Annotated in this window: 21 protein-coding genes; 15 read left to right on the forward strand and 6 right to left on the reverse strand. The window is 53.9% G+C overall.

The annotated features are described in order from the left end of the window. Positions 1–96 precede the first annotated feature (96 nt). Entirely contained in the window at positions 97–1,083 is a 987-nt protein-coding gene (locus tag AC2FEE_RS10555; protein WP_496865020.1) for a zinc-dependent alcohol dehydrogenase family protein, read from the reverse strand. A gap of 324 nt (positions 1,084–1,407) precedes the next feature. Between AC2FEE_RS10555 and AC2FEE_RS10560 the strand changes: the two genes are divergently transcribed. The 11 genes from AC2FEE_RS10560 (at position 1,408) to lpdA (ending at position 11,297) form a co-directional block, all read left to right on the forward strand. Continuing rightward, positions 1,408–2,394 (forward strand): thiamine pyrophosphate-dependent dehydrogenase E1 component subunit alpha, encoded by a 987-nt coding sequence (locus AC2FEE_RS10560; RefSeq protein WP_496865022.1) that lies wholly within the window; start codon positions 1,408–1,410, stop codon positions 2,392–2,394. Between the two features lie 16 nt (positions 2,395–2,410). Further along, on the forward strand, positions 2,411–3,430 hold the full coding sequence (locus tag AC2FEE_RS10565; RefSeq protein ID WP_496865024.1) for an alpha-ketoacid dehydrogenase subunit beta: 1,020 nt from the start codon (positions 2,411–2,413) through the stop codon (positions 3,428–3,430). A gap of 71 nt (positions 3,431–3,501) precedes the next feature. Beyond that, positions 3,502–3,735 carry a biotin/lipoyl-containing protein gene (locus tag AC2FEE_RS10570; RefSeq protein ID WP_496865025.1) on the forward strand — a complete coding sequence of 78 codons (234 nt, stop codon included), beginning with the start codon at positions 3,502–3,504 and terminating at the stop codon, positions 3,733–3,735. Next, positions 3,732–4,412 carry a 2-oxo acid dehydrogenase subunit E2 gene (locus AC2FEE_RS10575; protein WP_496865026.1) on the forward strand — a complete coding sequence of 227 codons (681 nt, stop codon included), beginning with the start codon at positions 3,732–3,734 and terminating at the stop codon, positions 4,410–4,412. The genes AC2FEE_RS10570 and AC2FEE_RS10575 overlap by 4 nt, the downstream gene beginning before the upstream one ends. Next, entirely contained in the window at positions 4,409–5,119 is a 711-nt protein-coding gene (locus AC2FEE_RS10580; RefSeq protein WP_496865027.1) for a lipoyl protein ligase domain-containing protein, read from the forward strand. Before AC2FEE_RS10575 ends, AC2FEE_RS10580 begins: the two co-directional genes overlap by 4 nt. Before the next feature lie 52 nt (positions 5,120–5,171). After that, the gene (locus tag AC2FEE_RS10585) at positions 5,172–5,534 is read left to right on the forward strand and encodes a putative quinol monooxygenase (RefSeq protein ID WP_496865029.1); all 363 of its coding nucleotides are present in this window, start codon (positions 5,172–5,174) and stop codon (positions 5,532–5,534) included. Between the two features lie 97 nt (positions 5,535–5,631). Next, positions 5,632–6,225 carry a hypothetical protein gene (locus AC2FEE_RS10590; RefSeq protein ID WP_496865030.1) on the forward strand — a complete coding sequence of 198 codons (594 nt, stop codon included), beginning with the start codon at positions 5,632–5,634 and terminating at the stop codon, positions 6,223–6,225. 19 nt (positions 6,226–6,244) lie between these two features. Next, a complete protein-coding gene (locus AC2FEE_RS10595) occupies positions 6,245–7,825 on the forward strand; it encodes a GMC family oxidoreductase (RefSeq protein ID WP_496865032.1) in 1,581 nt (526 codons plus the stop codon). 123 nt (positions 7,826–7,948) lie between these two features. After that, a complete protein-coding gene (locus AC2FEE_RS10600; RefSeq protein ID WP_496865034.1) occupies positions 7,949–8,539 on the forward strand; it encodes a VOC family protein in 591 nt (196 codons plus the stop codon). A 65-nt stretch (positions 8,540–8,604) separates the two neighbouring features. Next, the gene (locus tag AC2FEE_RS10605; RefSeq protein ID WP_496865036.1) at positions 8,605–9,879 is read left to right on the forward strand and encodes a HupE/UreJ family protein; all 1,275 of its coding nucleotides are present in this window, start codon (positions 8,605–8,607) and stop codon (positions 9,877–9,879) included. Between the two features lie 23 nt (positions 9,880–9,902). Continuing rightward, the gene (lpdA, locus tag AC2FEE_RS10610; RefSeq protein ID WP_496865038.1) at positions 9,903–11,297 is read left to right on the forward strand and encodes a dihydrolipoyl dehydrogenase; all 1,395 of its coding nucleotides are present in this window, start codon (positions 9,903–9,905) and stop codon (positions 11,295–11,297) included. A gap of 51 nt (positions 11,298–11,348) precedes the next feature. Here lpdA and AC2FEE_RS10615 read toward each other — a convergent pair whose 3' ends face one another. From AC2FEE_RS10615 to AC2FEE_RS10625, 3 genes are all read right to left on the reverse strand, one after another. Beyond that, positions 11,349–13,229 (reverse strand): sigma-54-dependent Fis family transcriptional regulator, encoded by a 1,881-nt coding sequence (locus AC2FEE_RS10615; protein WP_496865039.1) that lies wholly within the window; start codon positions 13,227–13,229, stop codon positions 11,349–11,351. 94 nt (positions 13,230–13,323) lie between these two features. Further along, positions 13,324–14,112: an SDR family NAD(P)-dependent oxidoreductase gene (locus AC2FEE_RS10620; RefSeq protein WP_496865041.1), complete on the reverse strand. Its 789-nt coding sequence runs from the start codon at positions 14,110–14,112 to the stop codon at positions 13,324–13,326. Positions 14,113–14,251: 139 nt separating this feature from the next. Beyond that, the gene (locus tag AC2FEE_RS10625) at positions 14,252–15,031 is read right to left on the reverse strand and encodes a CmcJ/NvfI family oxidoreductase (protein WP_496865043.1); all 780 of its coding nucleotides are present in this window, start codon (positions 15,029–15,031) and stop codon (positions 14,252–14,254) included. Between the two features lie 157 nt (positions 15,032–15,188). On the opposite strand from AC2FEE_RS10625, the gene AC2FEE_RS10630 reads away from it, so the two are divergent. Next, positions 15,189–16,097, forward strand: coding sequence for a LysR family transcriptional regulator (locus AC2FEE_RS10630; protein WP_496865202.1), 909 nt, complete (start codon positions 15,189–15,191; stop codon positions 16,095–16,097). A gap of 360 nt (positions 16,098–16,457) precedes the next feature. On the opposite strand, the gene AC2FEE_RS10635 is transcribed toward AC2FEE_RS10630, so the two are convergent. Beyond that, positions 16,458–16,625 carry a hypothetical protein gene (locus AC2FEE_RS10635; RefSeq protein WP_496865203.1) on the reverse strand — a complete coding sequence of 56 codons (168 nt, stop codon included), beginning with the start codon at positions 16,623–16,625 and terminating at the stop codon, positions 16,458–16,460. Between AC2FEE_RS10635 and AC2FEE_RS10640 the strand changes: the two genes are divergently transcribed. The 3 genes from AC2FEE_RS10640 to AC2FEE_RS10650 all read left to right on the forward strand — a co-directional run bounded on the left by AC2FEE_RS10640 (position 16,575) and on the right by AC2FEE_RS10650 (position 18,880). Beyond that, a complete protein-coding gene (locus AC2FEE_RS10640; protein ID WP_496865204.1) occupies positions 16,575–16,772 on the forward strand; it encodes an acetolactate decarboxylase in 198 nt (65 codons plus the stop codon). The two genes, AC2FEE_RS10635 and AC2FEE_RS10640, sit on opposite strands and share 51 nt — an antisense overlap. Before the next feature lie 457 nt (positions 16,773–17,229). After that, positions 17,230–18,303, forward strand: a complete 1,074-nt coding sequence (gene maeA, locus AC2FEE_RS10645) for an oxaloacetate-decarboxylating malate dehydrogenase (RefSeq protein WP_496865045.1) — start codon at positions 17,230–17,232, stop codon at positions 18,301–18,303. Further along, positions 18,221–18,880, forward strand: coding sequence for a malic enzyme-like NAD(P)-binding protein (locus tag AC2FEE_RS10650; RefSeq protein WP_496865047.1), 660 nt, complete (start codon positions 18,221–18,223; stop codon positions 18,878–18,880). The genes maeA and AC2FEE_RS10650 overlap by 83 nt, the downstream gene beginning before the upstream one ends. Positions 18,881–18,992: 112 nt before the next feature. On the opposite strand, the gene AC2FEE_RS10655 is transcribed toward AC2FEE_RS10650, so the two are convergent. Continuing rightward, positions 18,993–20,180, reverse strand: a complete 1,188-nt coding sequence (locus AC2FEE_RS10655; RefSeq protein WP_496865049.1) for a YbfB/YjiJ family MFS transporter — start codon at positions 20,178–20,180, stop codon at positions 18,993–18,995. Between the last annotated feature and the right edge of the window lie 213 nt (positions 20,181–20,393).

Below are 20,393 nucleotides of genomic sequence, written 5' to 3' on the forward strand. Positions count from 1 at the left end.
TTCCTTGAGTTCTCAAGCTGGATTCGGAGAATGAAAAGCGGGCAGCGACGCATATCGAATGCGCGCTGCCCGAGAGGTTGGTTCAGGTGCAGTGCCTCAGAGTTCGACAACGACCTTGCCGATAGCTTGACCACTGGTCAGGCGATCATAGGCATCACCGACCTGTTCAAACCCGAAACGCTGATCATCAAGCAGTGGCCTCAATGCGCCTGCGTCAACAATTTCGGTCAACTTGGCCAGGATCGCGCCATGCTCATCGCGCTTATGGTTGTGGATCATCGGAATCAGCATGAAGATGATGTGCAGTGACAGACCTTTGAAATGTGCTGGAGAAAGGTCGAGTTCGACCAGAGCAACGGTCGACGCGATGTTGCCGTTCAGCGCTGCGGCTTCAAAGGAGTTGGTCATGTTCGTGCCGCCAACAGAGTCAAAGATGGTCTCGAAACCTGCACCGGCAGTGTGTTCCTCGACATAGTCTGCGACCTTCTGCTTCATGAAATCGATAGCCGTCGCGCCATAGCTTTCGATCACTTTGAGTTGCGACTCTCCGGTCCCAGTTGCAAAAACCTCTGCGCCAATATGCCTGGCGAGTTGAACGGCCAAATGACCGACTCCACCGGCACCACCTTGCACCAGAACCTTCTGACCGGCTTGAGCACCTGCGCGTGTCAGACCCTCATAGGCAGTAATGCCGACCAGCGGGATCGCAGCAGCTTCTCGCATCGAAAGTGACTTGGGCTTGTGTGCAACAAGACGGGCATCAGCGACCATGTATTCAGCCAGTGCGCCCTGCAACTCCAGTAGACCACCAGCACATCCGTAAACCTCGTCGCCAACCTCGAAGCCACTCACGCCGTCCCCAACAGCCTCTACAGTTCCCGCAAAGTCCATACCCAGAACAGCGGGTAATTCAGGCGAAAGAGGGAGATCCGTGCCCATCGCGCGGATCATAGTATCCACAGTGTTTACGCTGGTGGCTGCAACGCGCACGACAACATGGCCGGGCTTGGCGGATGGTGTCTCAATCTCGGCGAGTTCGAACTTTGCATTCTCGCCGTATTCAACAAGGGTCATTGCTTTCATTGGGGATCTCCGGATGGATGTTTGACGCCTCATACGTAGATTGAACGCTCAGTGGGATAAATTGACCCAAATCGGAGTTCAGTTTTCCGATTCTGCGAATAATCTGGACGCCTCTCCAATATCGATTTTGCTAAGCAGCCACATGCGGTGGTGGCGATTGCTTGAGGTCAATTGTCTCAAACTGTCTCAAACTGTCTCGCGATGAGACAGTTAAGCAGTGGGCGAGGTGTAAGGCTAACGAGTTCCTTGCCGCATTCAACGCTTCTCGCCAGCCTTCCCAACGAAACATGAGCGACATCACGATCGCATGCTTGGGAGGAGCGCATGGCACCAACTCGCGAAGAACAGCATTGGATGTATCGCAATATGGTCACGAGCCGCCGGTTCGAAGAGATCATTGCGGGCATCTATTTCGAGGGCAAAACGCCCGTTTTTAATATGGCTAACGGGCCAATTCCTGGGGAAATGCATCTCAGCGACGGTCAGGAACCGGTCGCCGTCGGCGTATGTGCGCACCTCAATCCTGATGACGTCGTAACAGCGACGCATCGCCCCCACCATCAAGCAATCGCCAAGGGTGTCGACCTCGACAAAATGGCAGCGGAAATCTTTGGGAAAAAGACGGGCCTGTCCGGTGGGCGCGGCGGCCACATGCACATCTTTGATGCCGACGTGAACTTTGCCTGCTCGGGGATCATTGCCCAAGGCATGGGGCCAGCTGTAGGCGCGGCTCTATCCCGGAAGATGCAAAACAAACCGGGAATTGCAGTCGCGTTTGTTGGCGAAGGCGCAGTCAACCAGGGAGGTTGGCATGAAGCCATGAACTTGGCCGCCGTTTGGAATCTGCCCTTTGTCTGTGTGATCGAGGACAATGCATGGGGCATCTCCGTTTCCAAAGAAGCCTCAACAGCCGTTACAAACAATGCGGATCGTGCGGCGGCTTACGGCATCCCCGGAAAACGTATCGAAGGCAATGATCCCTACGCGATCTATAACGCAGCCGGAGAAGCCATATCGCGCGCACGCGCTGGCGAAGGTCCGACCCTTCTGGAGATCGAGACATATCGCCTGGCAGGGCATTTCATGGGAGATGCCGAAGGCTATCGGCCGGAAGGCGAGAAGGACGCGCTTTTCGAAAAGGACCCTATTCCAAAGATGCGGGCCAAAATGCTTGCCGATGGCGTAGCCACGGAAGCTGAGCTCGACGCAATCGAAGCCGAAAGCGCGGCACGCGTCGAGGCTGCAATCAAATTCGCCCGGGAAAGCGAAGAGCCAGCACCTGAAGATGCGCTGACAGCAGTCTTTGCCTGAGCTGGAGGGAGGAAAAATGAACAAACCAAACGAAAGAAAGCTAACCATCGCCCGAGCTATGGCCGAAGCGATGCAGCAGGAAATGCAAATTGACCCTTCCGTTTTCGTAATGGGTGAAGATATCGGTGCACTGGGCGGGGTTTACGGCAATACTCGCGGCCTCTTGGACGAGTTTGGCACTGAACGGGTTCGCGACACTCCTATCTCGGAAACAGCGTTTATTGGTGCCGCAGTTGGTGCCGCACAGGACGGGATGCGGCCGGTCGTAGAATTGATGTTCGTGGACTTCTTCGGCGTCTGCTTCGACGCGATCTACAATCTAATGGCCAAGAACATCTACTTCTCGGGTGGTAATTTCAAAGTACCGATGGTGCTTATGACTTCCACTGGCGGCGGTTACTCGGACGCAGGTCAGCACTCGCAATGTGTCTACGGCACCTTTGCCCATTTACCGGGTATGAAAGTCGTGGCCCCTTCCAACGCCTATGACGCCAAAGGACTGATGACGGCAGCAATGCGCGACGACAGCCCTGTGGTCTACATGTACCACAAGAGCCTTCAAGGCATGGGGTGGTTAGGTACCGAAGCCGGTGCAACCGTTCATGTTCCCGAGGAAAGCTACACCTTGGAAATCGGCAAGGCCAAAGTGGTCCGCGAAGGATCAGATGTCACCATTGTCAGCCTTGGCATGGGCGTTCACAACGCATTGAAGGCCGCTGCCAAGCTGGAAGCGCAGGGCGTCAGTGCCGAAGTTGTGGATCTCGTCAGCCTCGTGCCGCTGGACCGCGAAACGATCCGCGCCTCGGTGGCCAAAACCGGCCATCTGATCGTCGTTGACGAGGATTACATGAGCTACGGCGTCTCCGGCGAAATCATCGCGACGGTTACAGAGCATGACATCTCAGTTTTGAAAGCCGCGCCCAAGCGGATCGCATTCCCGGATGTGCCGATCCCGTTCTCTCGGGTCATGGAGCAACACTGCTTGCCGAACCCGGACAAGATCGTCGCAGCCTGGAACGACATGAAAGCCGCCTGATCCACACACCGGTGGAAAACAACAAGCACGGGGCAGCACATTGCGGCCCCGAACAAGGAAGGAGTGCCTAAATGGCAACTGATATCGTTATCCCTTCGGATCTATGGGAAGAGGACGAGGAAACTGTCATCACAAGTTGGCTGGTTGATGATGGATCGACCGTCGAAGAAGGCGCCCTGATCGCCGAAATTATGACGGCCAAGGTTCAGTATGAAATCCTTGCCCCGGCATCCGGGACCGTAAGCATCAAACAAGAGGCCGATGCTGTCGTCGCCAAAGGCGCCGTGATCGGATCGATAGAATGAGCGGCGAAGTGAAAACTGTCCCGCTCAAGGGTGTGCGCGGGATGATCGCTGATGCGATGGTGAAAAGCCTGCAGACAGCCGCCCAGTTGACGCATCAGGGCAGCGCCGACGCGACCGCTCTTTTGGCGGAAAAGACCCGATTGGCCGAGGCAGGAACCAAGGCTTCGGTTGAGGATCTTCTGATGTCAGCGGTCATACACGCTTTGAAAAAGAACCCAGACGCCAATGGCAGAGTAGAGGGAAAAGACGTCAAACTTTCCAGCACGATCGATCTGTCGGTTGCGATTGCCTTGCCGGGCAATTTGTTGGTCGCACCAGCGATCTTTGGTGCGGGTGAGATGGATGTTTCTGAACTGAGGGCGGCACGACAAGACCTTGCCGCTCGGGCGAAGACCAACAAGCTCAGCGTTACAGAAATGACTGGCGGCACGTTCACTGTCAGTAATCTTGGATTGACCAGGGTCGAGCACTTCACGCCCATCATCAATGCCCCGCAAATCTGCATTTTGGGTATCGGGCGCCTTACTGACAGGGCGGTTCGAAGCGAAGATGGCGGCATCGAACTGCGTCCTCATGTGGGCCTGTCGTTAACTTTCGACCACCGCGCCCTCGACGGTGCCCCGGCGGGCGACCTTCTTACCTCGATCTGCGACGAAATCGAAGGAATGGGCAAATGACCGGCCTTTTAAGGCAGTTTGCATGCCCGGCCGGCGGATTGGCCTTTGAAGCCGAGCTTTTCGCTGCACGGGAATCTGCCGTGGGCCTCTGGAACTGCAAGAATGACGCGCTGGTCTGTCCGGCTTCGTATCGCAACACCCCCGGTTTCAAGGATGCTTCATCGCATTCGCTGAAGCGCGGTTGGCCAGTCTTTACTCGACCAACCGGGGGCGGCGCTGTTCCGCAAGGCTCGGGGATCGTCAATCTGGCAATCGCTTTCACCGCGCCGCGCGGCTTCACGATCAATGATGGCTATAGGCTGATTACCGGTATCATCCGCGACGGGCTTGGTTCCACAGGAACTAGGCTGGCAACAGGTCCAACGCCGACCAGCTTTTGCGACGGCGATTGGAATCTTTCTCTTGGCGGCAAGAAGGTCGTGGGTACGGCGCAGCGCTGGAAGCCGCTTAGCGAGACCAAAACCCGGGTTTTGGCGCATGCCCTGATCCTGACCCAAGGTTCGGTCGAACCCGGCGCTCGGGCAGTAGACGCCTTTAATGCCGACCTCGGATTAGGCGCGATCTCTTGTGCCGCTCACACGAGTTTGGAACTTGCTGACGACAAGGCTATGCGGGCTCCTCGCACGCTCGTTCAAAACCTGCACGCAGCTTCAGTTTCAGCTCTGCGATCCATTCACTTCGAAGCACAGAACTCTGTCGCAGCATGAGCAAAAACACGAGCCGCAAAAGGAGAGCGGTTTTTAGTAAAGGGAGGAAACCATGTCCAACGAAACGATCCACATTCACCTGAAAGTTGGTGTGCCCTCAGAAAACGGCAGCAAGTTCGAAGACCTCATGACTGAGCTCGTCGCGAGAACTCAAAACGAACCGGGCACACTGGTTTATGAATGGTATCGCACGGACGACGGCACCACCTGGCACATTATTGAACGATATGCGGACGCTGAGAATGGCGATCTGCATGTGAAAGGGTTTGCCGAAAACTACGCAGGTCGGTTCTTCGAGTTGATCGACGGGTGCGAAGCCATCGTTTCGGAGAATGCGACGCTATACATCCGCGGCATCCTGGAGGGTATCGCACCCCTCTACGTCACTCAGAAGGGCGGGTTTCACCGCTTCTGATCCACGCAGGATCACCTCGGCGGGCCTTCATCCGAACGTCATCAGGCCGTTTAGCAAGTCCGAAAGAACGGGCCCAAAATCCAAAAAGGAGGAGAACATGGATTTCGAAACCAAGAATCCCAAACCGCAAAAAGCGCAAAAAGATCGGCTAAGTCGCCGAAGCTTTCTGGTCAAGTCAATCTTGGCTGGGACAAGCGCAACAGCGATTGTCGGGGCCGCGGGCAAAGCCTTTGCAGCAACGCTGAACGAGGATCAGGCAATCACAATGCTGCAGATCGTTCAGGATATCTTCCCTCACCCGGATTTTCTGCCGCTGAGCATCTATCAGGGCGTTTTGACGGGTGTCCTGGCCGAGGCGGATACTTCGGAGGAAACCGCGAAACTTCTGTCTGATGGGTTGCAGGATCTCAATGCGCGATCTGTCGAGCTCCATGGCACTCCCTATGCAGATGTAGATGCCTACGTAAAACGGGAAGCACTTCTGCGCATCGTTCAGGACAGCGATTTTTTTCAGAAACTCCGATGGGCCACCTGGAGCGGCATCTACATCAATCCCGAAGCTTGGTCGCAATTCGGCTATGAGGGCTCCTCTTGGGAAAAAGGCGGCTACATCGACCGTGGATTCAGCGATGCGACTTGGATTCCGCCCGGCCCGACGCTCGAGGAGCGTTTGAAGGCTGTTGGCAGGTAAAGAAGCGGGAGGAAGCAAAATGGCTACCCAATTTGACTTGGAAGACGACAGCGTTGTCGTCATCGTTGGTTCGGGGGCTGGCGGCGGAACGTTGGCCAATGAACTTGCGCAGAAAGGTATCTCTTCGGTTGTTCTGGAGGCTGGCGGCGTTTTCGGGTTTGACGACATCGAAAACGATGAATGGGGCATGTTCCTCAAGCTGACCGATTTCGACAAACGATATTCGGCCGGCGGTTGGCACGGGGCTCAGAACCACCCGACATTGCCGAACTGGCTGGTCAAGGGGCTTGGCGGCTCGACGGTTCATTGGGCGGGTGTTTCGCTGCGCTTCTATGAACACGAGTTTAAGATGCGTACCGTGAACGGCGAAATTCAGAACGCCAATGTAGAAGACTGGCCGATCACATTGGAAGAGCTGGAGCCGTACTACGACCGCGCCGAAATTAAGATGGGCGTGACAGGTAAGGCAACGGGCATGCCACATCTGCCCTGGAACAACGACTTCCGTGTTCTTGCCGAAGGCGCACGCCGTGTTGGCTATACGAAAATCCAGTCCGGGCCGATGGCGATCAACTCAGAGGACTATGATGGCCGACCCGCTTGTCAACAAATTGGGTTCTGTATGCAGGGCTGCAAGATCGGTGCGAAATGGTCGACAGACATCACTGAAATTCCGGCCGCCGAGGAAACGGGCAAATGTGAAGTTCGCACAAATTGTATGGTGTTGAAGATCGAGCACGACGACACCGGCAAAGCCACGGGTGTGATTTATGCCGATAAAGACGGCAACCAGCATGTTCAAAAGGCCCGTATCGTCGCTGTCGCTGGCAACTCTATTGAGACCCCACGCCTGCTTTTGAACTCGGCATCGCCAATGTTCCCGGACGGCATGGCCAACTCTTCCGGTCAGGTAGGAAAAAACTACATGGTTCACGTTAATGGTGGCGTCTACAGCGAGATGCCGGAACGTGTACATATCCACCGCGGAACGCAGGTGGCAGGAATCGTTGCCGACGAAGTCCCCAATAATCCCGATCGTGGCTTCACAGGTGGATATCACCTCGAGAAACTGACTCTTGGTCTTCCGGTTATGTCGCTCTTTCTGAAACGCGGGAACGGAGCCTGGGGCAAGGATTTGGCTGAAGCCTTGGAGAAATATGACTATCTGTCCGGCGTGTACATTGTGGGTGAAGATTTGGCGCAAGAGCAGAACCGCATCACGCTGCATGACACTGAAAAAGACCAGCATGGTCTTCCGGTGCCAATCGTAAACCGCACACCACATAACAACGATGAACGTATGCTGAAGCATGCTTATGGAGTGATGGATAAAATCCATGATGCCGTTGGTGCGAAGGTGACACACCATTTGGCCAAATACCCTGCAAGTCACAACATGGGCACGGCCCGGATGCATGAGGACCCAGACAAGGGTGTCGTGAACAAATGGGGTCAGGCCCACGATGTTCCGAACCTGTTCATTTCGGACGGCAGTGTGTTCACCTCATCCGGCGCGGCCAACCCCACGTTAACCATCGTCGCACTGGTCATCCGCCAGGCAGAGTACATCGCGCAAGAGATGAACGCTCAAAACATCTGATGCAACAAGCGCCCCTCCCCGGTGCGGTCAGGCTTTCTGGCCTGGCTGCATTAGGGTCGGTCGGACTTGCGCAATATCGGGGTTCGCTTGCCCCGAAACAGCAATAATCCAAAGGAGGAGAATATGTTCAAGAAACTTAGCAAACTCGCGTGCACCACAACACTGGCACTTGGCCTACCGGCAGTCGCACTTGCCGAACTACCAGGCATGCGCGGAACTCAGCACATCGGGATCACCGTACCCGACGTGGATGAAGCCGTTGAATTCCTCGTCGACGTCCTGGGATGCGAGGCGTTTTTCTCTTTCGGTCCGTTTGGTCCGTTTGAAGATGACTGGATGACAAAAAACCTGAACGTGAACCCGCGCGCGGTCATCGAAGTCATCACGATGGTACGTTGCGGCAACGGTCCGGCATTTGAAGTGTTCAAATACACATCTCCGGACCAGAACCCGAACCCGCCAAAGAACAGCGACATTGGCGGGTATCATATCGCTTTTTATGTCGATGATATCAACGAAGCTACGCAGTATCTTCGTGACAACGGTGTACAGGTCCTGGAAAGCCCCCATCCGCTGACAGGCACTCTGTTGGAGGGGATGGACTGGGTCTATTTTCTGACACCTTGGGGCATGCAGATGGAAATCGTCAGCGCCCCCGACGGTATTCTGGACGAAAAGCAGAATAACCGGAATTTCTGGGACCCGCGCTCCTGAAGATAACCCAATTACTAAAACGGGCTGCGGCATCCCAAGCCGCAACCCTTCATAAGGAGGCGAACATGGCTTGGTCGTGCCCCCCCAAATATCCGCGACACCTACCCATTCTATTCGGTGTTGTGGTTCTGTTACTGGCGCTCTTCTGGTGGCCACAGCGAGGAAACGCACACTTCAGCTATTCCGACCCGCGAATTATCCATATTGTCGATGACGGCGGTGACCAAGCACTCATTCTCATTCGGATGCCCGCTCCTTTGGCTCTGCTTCCTGACGATTGGCAAGGACAGAGCGAAACTCGCTTACCTCCGTTTGGCATCAGCTATGGCGCTGACGTATTTTTGGATGCGCATGCGATCAAAAACAATACGTCTGAGCTTTTGGACATATTGAACCGGTCGGCGTCTATTTGGATTGATGGCCTTAGATCACATACGAAAGTTGAGCAATTTCGGTTCTGGGCCGATACTGATAGGCCCTCATTTGGAACTGTCAAATCTGCGACGGCAGCATTTCAAGAGGCCGCCCAAACAGATCAGACAGCCTTGTCATATTTCGACCTCACTGTAGACGTCGCGCTCTCGGTCCCGGCAGGATCTCTCAATCAGAATCTGCGCGTTACTTCAGATCTTGGCAAGAATTTTCAGGTGATGGACAGGTTTGGAACTGTCGTGAAGCTGCATCGCAGCGACTCAATCGAGACACAAGCGATGATTGGAGTACTGGATGTCTCGTATCCCGCGGCGTCAAACAAATGGATCGTTATGCGCGATGCGGCCTTAATCGGCGCAGAACACATTTACTTTGGTCTTGATCACCTGGCCATTATTCTCCTGATCGCCATTGCCGCACAAAGCTGGCGCCAAGCTCTGGGGATGGCTTCGGCCTTCACCATTGGACATATGATCACTCTTGCTGCCGGCCTCTACGGCATCGCGCCCGCATCGATCTGGTTCATACCGTTGGTGGAATTTAGCATTGCGCTAACGATCGTTGTGGCTGGCGCTTTTATTTGCTTTCAGATCAGGCATCCGCTGAGTTGGTTGGCGTTGTTCGTCATTGGACTGGTCCATGGCTACGGGTTTGCCGCCTCTGCGTCTCAGGCGATGTTCGCGGGTCAGATTGATTTCCTCGATCTGTTAGCATTCGCCTTTGGGTTGGAAGCCTGCCAATTCGCGATCTACGCCATGATCCTACCGATCATTCTGCTGGCAGATCGCCTATTCCCATTGGTGCACGAAACGTGGCGCAGAAGTGTTGCTCTGCTCATCGCGGTGTCTGCCGCGTCGGCTACATTCACCCGCTTTACCGAAACAGCAGATGCTTTTGGCCTGGTTTAGGCCGTTCACCACGGAGATCCAAAATGACTGAAACGAAATTCGATGTGATCGTAATCGGAGCAGGACCAGGTGGTTATGTTGCTGCAATCCGTGCAGCCCAACTGGGGTTGGGTGTCGTTTGTATCGAGCGTGAACACCTCGGCGGTATTTGTCTGAACTGGGGCTGCATTCCCACAAAAGCACTTCTTCGCTCAAGCGAAGTGTTACACTTAGCTCAGAATGCAAAAGACTTTGGCCTCAAGATTGAAGATCCGGAACACGATCTCGAAGCAATTGTTGCGCGGTCGCGGAGGGTTGCCAAACAGCTTTCAAATGGCGTTGGCTATTTGTTCAAGAAGAACAAGGTTCCATCCATTATGGGTGAAGCGCGCTTGGCCGGGAATGGCGAAGTTGTTGTGAAAACCAACGATGGGGAACAGAAACTGCGCGCTGACAATATCGTTCTGGCAACCGGTGCACGCGCGAGAGACCTTCCTGGACTTGAAGCTGATGGGAACCGCGTGTGGTCTTACAAACATGCTTTGCAGCCGCCGCATGAACCGAACAAGCTGCTGGTCATCGGTTCCGGCGCGATCGGTATCGAATTTGCCAGTTTTTACAACGCGATCGGAGCAGAAACGACCGTAGTGGAAGTAATGGATCGCATTTTGCCTGTCGAAGACGCCGAGATATCGATTTATGCCAAGAAGAGCTTCAGCAAACAGGGCATGAAGTTTTTCGAGGGCTCGAAAGTTACGCAGCTTGAACGTCACAGCGACCGAGTTGTCGCTCATATCGAAAAAGACGGCGAGGTCACGGTTCAGGAGTTTGACACCGTGATTTCAGCTGTTGGCATCACCGGTAACGTTGAGAACCTTGGTCTCGAAGAGATAGGCGTTGAGATCGACCGAAATCACGTCGTCACAGACGAGTATTGCCGCACTAACATACCCGGACTCTATGCTATCGGAGATATCGCAGGGGCTCCTTGGCTTGCTCACAAGGCAAGTCACGAGGGCGTCATGGTCGCTGAACTCATCGCTGGACTTGAAGGTCACCCTGTCAAGCCGGAGAGCATTCCAGGTTGCACGTATTGCCACCCTCAGATTGCGAGCGTTGGGATGACCGAAGCGCAAGCAATCGAAGCCGGCTTTGACGTGAAGGTCGGGCGGTTTCCTTACCAGGGCAACGGCAAAGCCATTGCCTTGGGCGACGCTCAGGGGATGATCAAAACCGTCTTTGATGCCAAGACCGAGCGACTGCTTGGCGCGCACATGGTCGGGGCTGAAGTGACAGAACTTATCCAAGGGTACGTTGTCGGGCAAAAGCTCAATGCAACTGGTTCAGATTTGATGGATACCGTATTTCCGCACCCAACACTTAGCGAAATGATGCATGAAAGCGCTCTCGACGCTTTCGGTAGGGTCGTCCACAAATAGTTTCGCTCAACCGCTTGTCGGCTACATTATTTGTTGCCGACCTTGCTCATGCTAACGGGGTCGCGCGATGCCATATTGTTTCATCTTTCGATGAATTGTTGCGCGGCCCATTCCTATATTTCGCGCTGCTCTTGAGACGTTCCATCGGGCTCCAATCAACGCATCCTGAATGAGTGTCTGCTCATCATAGGTCGTTGTTAGCTGGTCGGAATGTCTCTGTCTTGACTCTATGGCCTTGTGTGTTTCGGACACAGGTACGGTGCGTTCCGGCAAGTCCAGCCGTGAGATACGACGGCCGTCCCCTTCCAAAAGCGCTTGCTGCAAGGCGTTTTTTAGCTCTCGGACATTACCCGGCCAATCAGAACATGAAATCACACTTCTGGCTTCTTCTGTTATTTGAACTGCCTCTCCTGCCAACTGCCGAGCGATCTCGCCAGCCAAGGCCTCAATCCGTTCACGGTGTCGAAGAGGAGGAAGTTGAACGATCGTATTTGCCAGCAGGAAATAGAGATCATCACGGAACACCCCGTCCTGGACGGCAACGCGAAGCGGCTGACGGCATGTTGCTATAACTCTGGGTGTCGGTTCCGAAATATGCTCTTCGAGCAGAAACCCGTCTGCTTCAATTTCACCCATTAGCATCCTGAGGCGAGCCTGCGCGAATTCTGGCAGTTCGTCTACGTTCTCAAAAACCAACACAATATGTTCTTGGTCTGCTACTCCAAAGGAGCTCGCAATACGCGCTTGCTCAAGCAGGGTCTGAAAGTAAAGTTTGTCCTGTTCAGTTTCACCCAGAGACGCGCAATCCACGGTCGTTACACGTGCTGAATCGAACTTGTTAGCTTCAAGGATCGCCGCAATGAGGGCAGTCTTGCCGGTACCGGACTCACCTTCGATCAGGAACGGTAATCCCTTTCGGTAGTGTGCCAGGGCCCTCGTACAGAGCGCAGCAATTCGATCGCTTCCAATCGAAAGCTGGCGCAAGGAAGCGGCCAGTCTGATACGTTTTGGTTTTTGCGAAGCTGTAGTCTTCGAGTCTCTCCATGACACGGGAGAAGTACGTTTATCTCTTTTAGTCAGCGCGGAGAAATGTAGAACTGGCCCGTTTTTGGACCGAACACTCATTACTCTTTCGGGGACGGTTTCCATGGCTTTTGAATCAGTACCGAACACCAACTCAAATGCCTTCCCTCTTAGTGCCGTGGGCGCCTTGTCACCTACGAGGCGATGTGCCCCTGCGGTAGTACCCAAGATGATCCCAGCTTCGTTCAACGCCACAAGTTCATCCCGCTTCAGCAAGTCGCGCCCATCAGCTGAGGAAACAGATATGATCAAACTATCTGCAAACTGTTTTTCGAATAGTATGCGTTGGATTCTGTCTGCTGCAGTGCCCAAAAGCTGAGACGCAAAGAGGTAATCTGACGAGTTATTGCGATCCAGCATGGCCAAGCTGATTGCACCGAGTGTGTGGTTTTCTGCGTCAAAAAGAGGGGCAGCTGTGCAGGCGAATGGACGCAATGAAGAAAAGTAGTGGTTTCCTCCGCTAACGGTGAAGGCATCTCTCTCAGATAACGCCATGCTAACACCATTAGTTCCTGCAATGCGCTCATCCCAACAGGAACCGACGGCGATGCCGTTTTCTTCAAAAACGGAACGGCCTTGGTCGGTGCCTTCCAGACGAACCGAAACTCCATCGGTATCCGTGACAACAAGGCAATGACCGGCATTGGCGGCTATGTGAGCGAGTTGGCTGATTATCCCTTGGCGGCCGCCGGAACGTTCTACCAATTCCTCTAACCGAGGAGCCACTTCAGATGATTGTAGGCGAAGGATGGGGCGAGCGGCATCCCGAACAAGCTTGTATTTAAGCTCACAGCGCTCCCAAGACTCACTGATGGCACTTCCAAAGTGTAAGGAATTATCGGTTTCCACCACATGTCCTCCCCGTACCACCAGCTTACAGCATTGAGAGCTATTTCGACAAAAAACATCGATGCTCTCGCGGTTTTACCGCCTGTCCGAGGGTTCACCGCAAGGTGGCTGTGACCTCTTGGATAGCTTTCATCACAGATTTTCTATGGTCTTCATCCATTGCTGCTGCATGAGGTCGCGCCAGCTGTCCCGAGTCGTTGTCGAAGTATTTCCCAGAAGCAACGGCAAACTCGGGGTCCAGTGCGGCACGGCACAGGATGTCCGCGCCAATGCTCATATCATTCCCAGCGACGCCAAACCCCTCTTTCACCATCTTTGAGGCAAGCAGTGAGCCGGGATTCACCGCAATGACAGAAGGGCCATTTGGCAGCGCTCTTGCCAGTTCCTGTGACCAGATGGTGATCGCCAGTTTGCTTTGGGCATAGGCCCCAAAATCGTCCAGCGAACCATGACCGACCATCGCCATTGCATCAACGGGAGCTTGTGCGGCCGACGACAGGTTAACTATACGGCCATCATGCGGGATGATCGGCAGCAACCGTTGCGTCAACACCCAGGGCGCGAAGGTATTGACCACAAAGCGAACGTCGAAGCCATCCGGCGTTCGCGTATTGGGTGTCTTGTAGACGCCAGCATTGTTGATCAGGACATCGATGCGGTCATGTCGGTCAAGAATCTCCGCCGATAGCGCTTCGACATCACTCAGCTTTGAAAAGTCGGCGACATAGCTTTCTGTCTGGCCGCCGACTTCCGTTGCAGCCACCTCAAGCTTAGCTGGGTTTCGGCCATGTAGCAGAATTCTGTGTCCCTGTGCCGAGAGGGTTTTGGCAGTCAAGAGACCGAGGCCGTCAGTTGATCCGGTGATGAGAATTGTCTTGGACATGGTTCATTCCTTTGTTCACAAGCCAGGCTTCGGATGGTTGAGGACGGACTGCCCTTTGAAGTTAGTATTCATCCGATCTCTAACGGCCGAGCGTTTTTGAAGCTCGCTTTGGGTATCTGTCTGGCTTTACGCCAACTTGTCAGAAGCGAACAACAGTTCTGCTTTCAAGGCTCTTTCGAATTGAATGGACACTTGGATCCTCGACCAAATCGACTGCGCTGTGACCCACTGAAGGCAAGCCTTGATTGTCGTAGATATTGAATAGGACAATCTCATCCGGGGTCATGTGTGACTGATAAACCCATTCATGTGCGTCGCTCGCCGCCAGCCCCATGATATGGCCGCGCCGATCAGGGTAAATCAGGTCGATCAGAATCCAATCTTCATTTGTGACGCTGGATGGGCGAACAAAACCAAGCGGTGCGCTATTGATCGGGTTTTCGACAGGGCGCCAGATATTGATGAAGGCATAATGCCCCGTGTTCCATTCTACAGCTTTGTCTGACCCGAGAATGTCTACCAGTCGCTTTTCCGCCCCCTCAGTGCTGTAGTCGCTATGAACATTGCGGGCAGGTTTGCGATTGGAGTCAGGGTCATCGACTCTTAATGTATGGTCGAAAACAACGACCTCTTTGGCACCCAAATGCTGAATAAGCAACTCTGTCAATTCGCGGCCATAAATCTGTTGCCAATCGTTTCGATCGTCGAATGAGGTTACATTGCTGGGTGATGTGACAAACGAAACGCCGTCCGTAGCGAACGAAACTGCATCCGCAGACCCCCGCAGGTCCCGAAGTGGAATTTCCGTCGCAACAAGTTCTGGCGAGATCAGATTTCCTGCGACACCACCAGCATCAATTTGAAACGCCTGCCTCGACGCACTGTGGACGTGGTAATTGACGGTTGCAGTACCCTGCATAGCCTTCTCCTTCTTTACACCGATTTCGGTCCGCGATTTGGGAAGCAAAATGCGTTCGCATCGCGCCCGCTTTTGGCATGCCTCAAAGATACGCATTGAAGAATGAATAAAAATGGACCATTCAAAGATAGATAATTCGGATTTTGGATATAATGTGATGGATACCGAAAGCCTTCGCCTGTTTGTACTTGCGGCTGAAAAACTCAACATTAGCGCAGCAGGGCGCGAACTCGGTTTTGCACCGGCTGTAGCAAGCGCCCGGCTTGCCAAGCTCGAACACACATTGGGTGCTGACTTGCTGCACCGCTCGACCCGTAAAGTTGCTTTATCGTTGGAAGGCGCTGAATTTCTGCCCTACGCCCGTGAAATTCTGGCGCAAGAGAGTGCAGGACGCGCCGCCTTGGGTCAGGGACAAACTCAGCCCACAGGAACGCTGCGCTTTACCGCGCCCAGCACTTTTGCCCAGCTTTACATCGCGCCTATCCTGCCAGAATTCGTCGTGAAGTACCCGGGGGTTAATCTCGACCTTCGTCTGTCCGACAGCCAATTCAACCTGATTGAGGGCAGCTACGATTTGGCCATTCGGAACTCAGCGCTTGAAGATACCAGCCTCAAAGGCCGCAAGCTCGCTGACGACAATCGCGTACTTTGTGCCTCTCCTCAATATTTGGCCCAGCGTGGGGCACCGGCAGTGCCATCCGATCTGGTGGATCATGATTTGATCGCATTCAGAGATCAGGAGCCGCGTCCTCTTACCAGTTCTGACGGCTCATCCGGCGAATTTGATCCCCGCGCGGCCCGCTGTCGGCTAACTTTTGACGATGGTCTCAGCCAAAAACTCGCCACGATAGCTGGAGCAGGTATTTCAATGAATTCGCTCTGGAGCGTCCACCTTGAACTGTCGGAAGGCAGTCTTGTTCAGGTCCTACCGGACCATCGGGTGACTGACGCATCTGTGTTGTGGCTTGTCTATCCGAAAGCAAACGTCTTGTCCGCTAAAGTTCGGGTTCTCATGGACTTCCTGTTGGACCGGATCGGAAAGCAGCCAAGTTGGGAGATGTCCTGAGTTCTGGATTAGAATCTTGTCTGATCTGAAAATTGAACGCGGGTTGCCGATCGGCGAAATTGCCGCCATTGCCCTGATTGAAACTCCGGGAGGATTGTTTGATACCCGCGACATATCCTGCTCTGATCCTTGGTGGCCGCATGATAGATGCTCCGCTGCTTAGAAGAGCGCAGAACACCCTTCGTCTCGCCGGTAGGAACTTCTGACGTCGGTTTGGATCGCGTTTTGGCAGTGCAAAAAACGTTTATGGGCCGTCTGGGTAGTTAGTTTTTTAGCGGGGCAGGGGCTTTGCTGCGGCTTGCCCGAGATCTTCAAAGAGCCCTATTTGATAATCAAACGGCTTTTTGTGATTCTCTTCGGTTAATTTGGCCTCCGATCGGCGTGTGAGACCAGTGAGCATTTGATGGTTTTTCGAAGAAGCTCCTGAGTCATTAAACCTCTGTCAACAACGACCTCTTCGATGGAGCAGCGACGTGCTTGCGCTTTTTTGGCGATACTGGCGCTGGCCTCATAACCCAGAAAACCCAGGCAGAGTTTGAATTGAACAACGTGGACGGGATAATTGTGGGTTTCAGGTGCCCGGATTATGCCTTCGGGATTGGTGTCCCGAGTTACCACGTACACTTCATATCAAGCGACCTGAGCAAAGGTGGGCGCTCCTTGTTTTCATTCTGACCAGCGGTCGAATTGAAATTGATCATACGTCTTCTCTGCATCTCGAACTTCCGGAAACCAGATCGTTTTCAGATGCCGACCTGTCTGTGGGCGCATCGGTTGATGGTATTCTGAAGGCAGAGAAAAACGATACCTGAGCACGAGTGTCAAACCGCCGATATTGACACCGGATTACAGAAGAGCATGGTTTCCGTCCGTTGACCTGAACTTCTGACTTTCTTCTGGTTCCGAAGAGCTCGCCTAGGTGCAAAAAGAATGGCGCAAGCAGCCACTTGAGTAATCGCAATGAACGGTACCAAAGGCACGGAAGTACTTTTGGTCGTCGCAGATAGGCACGTCGATGTAAGTCGGATTGATGCTATCGCGTTCCAAGTCCGTTGCAATTGTCATCATATAGTGCTGACTTTGCTGCACAAGATGCGTGTACCCTGTGCGTGCAAATCCGAAAGGACAGCTAATGGTCGAATCCGGTCCTGCAAATTTACAGTACGTCACCAACCCACTCTTGAACAAAGGCACTGCATTTTCTTTGCCCGAACGAGAAAAGCTTGGGTTGTTGGGCCTACTTCCACCGCACATAGAAACGCTCGAAGCCCAGATAGACAGGGCCTATGCCGCCTTTGAGCGCGAAGAAACACCGCTGGGCAAGCACATATATCTGCGCAATCTACAGGATGACAATGAGGTACTGTTCTATGCCCTTCTGGTGCGTCATTTGCCCGAGATGATGCCAATTATCTACACGCCAGTCGTGGGTGACGCCTGTAAGAAGTTCAGCGAGATCTACGATCACCCACGAGGGTTGATCATTTCTTTTCCAGAGCGTGACCGGATTGATGACATACTTGAGAACGCCATCCTGCCCTCGGTCGAAGCCATAGTCGTCACAGATGGAGAGCGGATTTTGGGATTGGGCGATCAGGGCGTTGGCGGCATGGGTATCCCGATTGGGAAACTTTCGCTTTATACCGCAGCGGGTGGAATAAGCCCAACTGTGACGCTTCCCGTGGTACTGGACGTGGGCACCAACAATCAAGAACGGCTGGAAGATCCCCTCTATATCGGTTGGCGGCATGAGCGTATCAGCGGGGATGACTATTTCGAATTTGTCGATCTTTTTGTACAGGCGGTAAAGCGCAAGTGGCCGGATGTATTGCTGCAATTCGAGGATTTTGCGCAACAACACGCGGCACCTCTGCTTGCGCGGTATCGCGATCAGCTCTGTACGTTTAACGATGACATTCAGGGTACGGCGGCGGTAACCGCAGGTACATTGCTGGCTGCCGCTAATGTCACCGGCATTCCGTTAAAGGACGCAACCATCGCCTTCCTCGGGGCAGGGTCTGCAGGGGTGGGTATCGCAGAACAACTGGTGCAACTTATGGTCCGCCAAGGATTGTCCGAGACCGAGGCGCGCGCGCATCTATATGGTGGACCGGAACGGGTTGTTGACCGATGCGATGACAGACCTTCTGCCGTTCCAAACGCAGATCGTCCAACCCCTCACCAAAGTGGGGGGCTGGTCCGATGATAAAATATCATTGCTGGATGTAATTAATCGGGCCAAACCCAACATATTGGTTGGAGTCAGCGGTCAGGCGGGCTTGTTCTCAGAAGAGATCATTAGGGCAATGGCGGCTAACACAGAACATCCAGTTGTGCTGCCGCTTTCGAACCCTACATCGCGAATTGAGGCTGTACCCGCAGATATTATCCGTTGGTCAGATGGCCACGCCATGGTTGCCACCGGAAGCCCGTTTGATCCTGTTGTCTACAACGGCAAGACGCACCATGTCGCCCAATGCAACAACTCCTACATATTCCCCGGTATGGGGCTGGGCGTGCTGGCGGCAGGCGCGCGCCGCGTCACTGACGGAATGTTCATGGCCGCCGCCGAGGCGCTGGCCACATTGTCACCGGCGAAGTCCGATCGCACCGCCAGTTTGCTGCCCGATGTGGGGAACATTCGCGAGGTCAGCAAAGCTATCGCATTTGCCGTTGGTCAACAGGCACAGCTGGATGGGGTTGCACCCAAATCTACAAAGGATGACCTGAAAGCCGCAATTAATGCGAAGTTCTGGATCCCGCAATACCAGGAGATTGTCTGAAGCAGGCTCGTGTCAGAGTGACCTGAAGGTTTCTCTGTGCGCGTTCAGAACCCACTGAGTTTGCTGTAGGGAATGGGGCGCGGCATCAAAAACGTGGTTCTGATTGCGACGGTTACATCGCCTCGCGCTTGAGCGGTTTTTGCATAGCAGCACAAAGGGCACCCACCAGCAGAACCACAGAGGCAACGACCAGGCTGTCTCCTATTTCTCCGGTTATGTCACCTATGACACCAGCCCCGATTGGCCCCAATGCCTGTGAGATGGCGAAAACGACCGTGAAAAAGCTGACGGTCGCACCCCAATCCGGTTGATCCAAGTTCTGGCGGACGAAGCTGGTAACGGCAGTGGGGGGCATAAAGACCGACAGTCCAAACACCAGAGCCGACAAAATCAATCCAACTCCATTTGGAACGAGGATCGGCAGGGCTGAGCCAAAGGCGACGCCGCTTAGGATAAGCGCCAATGGTGTTCCCGAAGCAAAGCGGGCCAACACCCCGCGCCAAACAAAAGGGGACACCATAATACTGAAGCCAAGGATCATCCATGTTGCGGTGGTCAGAAGGACACTTGAATGTTGCTCCTTCATCCAGACAGAGATGAAGGTGACGTAGACAATGTAACCCAATCCGAACAGGCCATACCCGCCAAGTTCGCCGAGCATCCTGCGCACCGGTGGAATGGAAGGAAGCGCTGCGTTGTGCTCGGTTTCGCTCAGCATCGAGGAAGCCCAAATCGAAAACGGGCAAATGACCAGAGCGGTTACGCCGAGACCGATCCATGCCCAATCCCAGGATTGCGGTCCAAACACGTCCAGCATGGGCGGAAGCGAAGCGCCACATAATGCAATTCCAAATCCACCGCCGCCGCCAAAGTACAAGGCGATGGCCAGTGCATTCTTCCGGGCGCTGCTCTGAAACAACGATGCCGCCAGAACGCCACCTGACACAAAAGAAAATGCACCAAACATTCCTACCAGCGTACGGCAAGCAGTTTGGAATACGAGGCTCTCATCAAACCCGGTTGCCAAAAGACACAGTGCGGTTGCCACCGTACCACCCGCAAACAGCCGCGACGGCGAAACATGCCGGATCAGGAGAAGTGTTAGGATTGACCCAACTATGTACCCAATCGAATTGGCCGTATTTAGCCAGCCAGATTGGGTGAGACTCCAACCGAGACTATTTTTCATGGATGGCAGAATGAGGCCGTACGCAAAGCGGCCAAAGGCATTGGATATGCATACCCCGAGCGCAAGGCCCAGCAAAATGAGCCAAGGATTGGTAGATTTTGCGGAGGTCATGGATATCCTTCCAGGTTGAACAGACACCGTGCCCCAAGCCACCTGGCTGTGCAATCCCAACGGATCCGATGCGGCTCGCGGCGTTTCAGCTGTGGTAACAACAGTTTGGAAACTCACAACAAGTTACTACACCGCTTACGTCTGCTTCACGTGGGCTCGTTAGGTCAGCAACTTTGTGAACTCAATGAATGGCTGCAATTATGCCCAACGGTG

The sequence above is a fragment of the Ruegeria sp. YTSC199 genome, assembly GCF_059609725.1.